This is a genomic window from Streptomyces sp. SD15, assembly GCF_054462255.1.
Map to the genome: position 1 here is coordinate 1 of NZ_JBTLMO010000154.1, position 815 is coordinate 815.

At 69.8% G+C, this 815-nt stretch carries 1 protein-coding gene; it reads right to left on the reverse strand.

The window, feature by feature from the left end:
• On the reverse strand, nucleotides 1-815 hold an 815-nt coding region (locus ACX28W_RS43980; RefSeq protein ID WP_459005703.1), incomplete at both ends, for an Ig-like domain-containing protein.

The window sequence follows — 815 nt, forward strand, 5'->3', positions numbered from 1 at the left end:
GTGCCCGCACCCGGCGCCACCGGCGCCACGGTGGCAGTGAAACTCACCGACTGCCCCACCACCGACGGATCCGGCGAGGACACCACCGTGGTGCTGGTCCCGGCCGCGGTCACCGTCTGGGTGTCCGTGCCGGTCGAGCCGGTGAAGTCGCCGTCTCCGCCATAGGAAGCGGTGACAGTGAACGGGCTGCCGGTTGTCGTGGTGTAGGTGTGGGTCACCGTCGCCGTACCGCCCACCAGGGTGCCGCTCTGGGCCGGCGACCCGTCACCGAAGTCGAAGGTGACCGTCCCCGTCGGCGTGCCCGCACCCGGCGCCACCGGCGCCACCGTCGCCGTGAAGCTCACCGACTGCCCCACCACCGACGGATCCGGCGACGAAACCACCGTGGTGCTGGTCCCCGCCGCGCTCACCGTCTGAGTGTCCGTGCCGGTCGAGCCGGTGAAGTCACCGTCACCGCCATAGGAAGCGGTGACAGTGAACGGGCTGCCGGTTGTGGTGGTGTAGGTGTGGGTCACCGTCGCCGTACCGCCCACCAAAGTCACCGTCTCGGCCGGGCTGCCGTCGCCGAAGTTGATCGTGACATTCCCCGTGGGCGTGCCGGTCCCCGGCGCGACCGGCGCCACCGTCGTGGTGATGGTCACCTCCTCGCCGACCGTCGACGGATCCGGCGACGAAGCCACCGTGGTGCTGGTCCCAGCCGCGCTCACCGTCTGGGTGTCCGTGCCGGTCGAGGAAACAAAGTTGCTGTCACCGCCGTAGGAGGCGCTGATGGTGAACGGACTGCCGGTTGTCGTGGTGTAGGTGTGGGTCACCGT